Here is a 3156-nt window from a genome sequence, read left to right as displayed (position 1 = left end):
AAAATTGTCCTAGGGTGTTTCATCGAGCCATCGGCCCAGCTGCTTGGTGAAAGCCTCCGGATTCTGGACCGGATGACTGTCGGGTCCACCGGTAACGATCTGCTGGATGCTTTGGCAGGCGACCAGGCGGCTTCCGAGCGGCTCAAGGGCGGATCCGTGCCCGACTACAGTCCCTTCGATGCGGATCCTCACAGCGAATTCGAGTCCGGAGATGTGGCCAACCGGGTCCGTTATGCAGCCCAGCTGGTGGCGACCGGGCATAGCGTGCTTGTGGATGAACAGACCGGCCGCCACAGCGCTGACGATGCTTTGGCCATTGCCTCGCGTTGCGTCACCGCAGGCAGGACAGTGCTCTATGTGCCCTGTGTGGTGGAGGAGAAGCGGCGCTTCCAACACCGTCTGGAAGCTGCCGGGATGGCTGGCATGGCCCTTGACCTGACCGACGACCAACTGGGCCGCGTCCTGGATCAGCGTTTGATTGATGCGGTAGGCTTCAAACCCGGCAAGGCCAGCGAGCATTTTGATCAGGTGGCTGACGAGCTTGTGGGTGTCCGTTCCCGGCTGACCCGTTACCTGGGCGATCTTCATGGAGTGGATTCGGGCTGGGGAGTTTCGGCCTACCAGACGATTCAGAATCTGGCCAACATTGCCAACATGCCTACGCATCCTGCCACCCGTGTCCGTTTGGGTGCGGCCACGGCCCACAACCTGCAGCCCGAGTTGGATGCCTGGGCGGACAAGCTGGAGAGGGCTGCCGAGCTGGGCGAATTCGTCATCGGCCCCCAAGACACTCCCTGGTTCGGTGCCACACTGATCAACGATAACGAGGCCGTGGATGCTTACTCCCGTGTGGTTCGTCTTCTGCAGCGGCTTCTGCCGGACACCCGTGAGCAGGTCAAATCTACTGTAGAGACCTGTGGATTCCCCGTGCCGGCCACCGTCAAGGATTGGGGACGGCAGGTGGTGGTCCTCAAGAACCTGCGCCGTGTTCTGGATGTCTTCCAGCCCTCCATCTTCGAGCGCGACATTCCCGCCATGATCGAGGCCACCAAGTCCAAGGCCGATCGCAAGGCTGATGGCACCAATCTGGGGTTCTGGGAGCGTCGACGTCTTGTCAAGGAGGCTAAGAGCCTGCTCAGGCCTGGTGCGCAGGTCGAGGATTTGCACGAGTCACTGGTGGTGGTCTCAAAGCAGGCTGAGCAGTGGCGGACCTTCGTCCCCCACGGCGGCTGGCCGGTCCTGCCGCCCAAGCTGGACGTTATCATCGACACTCAGGAATCTTTGATTCGTGACATGACGGCTCTGGACACCGTTCTGGACTCGACTCCGGCTGGCGGCGATCTGGAGACCATGGACTTCAACAAGGTGGAGGAGCGGCTCAAGGCCCTCTTTGACGACCATACAGCCCTGGATACTTTGCCTGAACGCTGCGCTTTGGAGGGTGAATTCAACAAGGCGGGTCTGGATGGCCTGGTCCAGGATCTGCGCAACCGGCAGGTTGAAGGTAAGGCGGTACGGGCCGAACTGCAGCTGGCGTGGTGGACCACGGTCTTTGACGACATCATGCGTTCCTCGCAGATCATCTCCAACCAGGACGGTTCCGCCTTATCCAACGCAGCCGACCGCTTTAGCCAGGTGGATGCACAGCACGTGGCCAGCATAGGGCCCATGGTTGCCCAGGAGAGCGAAAAGCGTCTGTCCGAGCTGCTCTTCTCGCGCACACAGGAGGCCAACCAGCTGCACACCATGCTGGCAGGCAACCCTGGCGCCTCCCTTCCGGTCTTCCAACAGGCCCATCCCAGCATACTGTCGGCGGCCAAGCCCATCATCATCGCGACTCCTGCTACGCTGGCGACCAGAACCAATCCGACACAGCTGGCCGATACGGTCATCATTGACGCCGGGGCCCATATGCCTTCCATCCAGGTCCTGACTGTGCTGGCTCGGGCCCGGCAGGTGGCAGTCATCGCCCACCGGCCGACCGTAACCTCGGATGGCCTGTTGCAGCTGATCGACCGTCTGGTTCCGGTCACTGTCAAAGCCCGGCCTTCGCGCCGCTCGATTCGTCTGGACGCCTTCCTGAAGGATTACGGCTATGGGGATTTGTCGGCGCCTGTGCCCGATTGCCGGGAGCCTGGCAGGGTGACCCTGACCAGGGTGGAGGGTGTTGGCGTCCCGGTCATGGCCACGGGTCTGGTCGAGTCCAGCCAGCAGGAGGTCGCTGCTGTCGTCGACATGCTCAAGCGCAAGGCCGGATCTTTTTCCCTGGTACCGAACAGTTACCTGCTGACTGTGGTCACCCTGTCAGCTACCCATCGCTCCCGGCTGGGCGCTGAACTCAAGTCGGCAGCCGCCAAGGACAGGGTTTTCGCCAAGTTCCTGAGGCACGTACGCATTGTCGGCATTGACGAGGTCTGCGGTGCCCGGGCCACGGACGTGATCCTCACTCTGGGCTTTGCCAAGACCACCCACGGCCGTCTCCTGCAGCAGTTTGGCGATCTGGAAGGCGAAAGAGGCAAGGGCATGCTGCTGGATGCTCTGGTCTTGCCGGATCGGAATCTGGACATTGTCGCAGCTTTCTCTGCTGAGGATCTGGAGGATGACCGTCTTCACCAGCCCGGGCCGCGTCTGCTCAAGGATCTGTTGACCTGGGCTGAGCATCCTGACGCGGAGCCGGTCCGGCCCGAGCAGGCCGAGCAGTCCACCAATGTGCTCTTCCGGGATTTGGCCCAGCGGCTGCGGACCCGAGGATTGGATGTTGCCCTGGATTACGGTTATGACCAGGCACCTCGAATTCCATTGGTGGTGGGGCTCAAGAACAAGCCCTATGCCTTGGCCGTGCTGACCGACGATGCCGAGTTCATGCACACCCAGTCCACCAGGGAGCGTCACCGGTTCACCACCGAGGACCTGCAGTATCTTGGCTGGTCGGTCATGACGGTCTGGAGCGTTTCGGCCTTTGTCAACCCTGATAAGGAAGCCGATAGGATCGTCGCTCGCCTTGCCGATATCTACCATCAGGCGCGTTGATGGCGGATGATCAGCCAGACCGAGGAAATCAGGCCGGTAATCCTGCAGCTTCACGCCGACGTCGGCATCGCCGGGTGGTTCGCCCAGGCACGGAACGGTTCGATGTTGACGGCATCGAGGAGGATC

At 61.5% G+C, this 3156-nt stretch carries 1 protein-coding gene; it reads left to right on the top strand.

The window, feature by feature from the left end:
- Positions 1 to 3030, top strand: a 3030-nt coding sequence (locus AC0AP0_RS10870; RefSeq protein WP_490430476.1) for a helicase, incomplete at its 5' end; no start/stop codon positions are given.
- Positions 3031 to 3156: the final 126 nt, after the last annotated feature.

The organism is Bifidobacterium sp. POST2/T3 (B1) (genome assembly GCF_058197115.1).
This window is presented reverse-complemented; position numbering and strand designations above follow the sequence as displayed.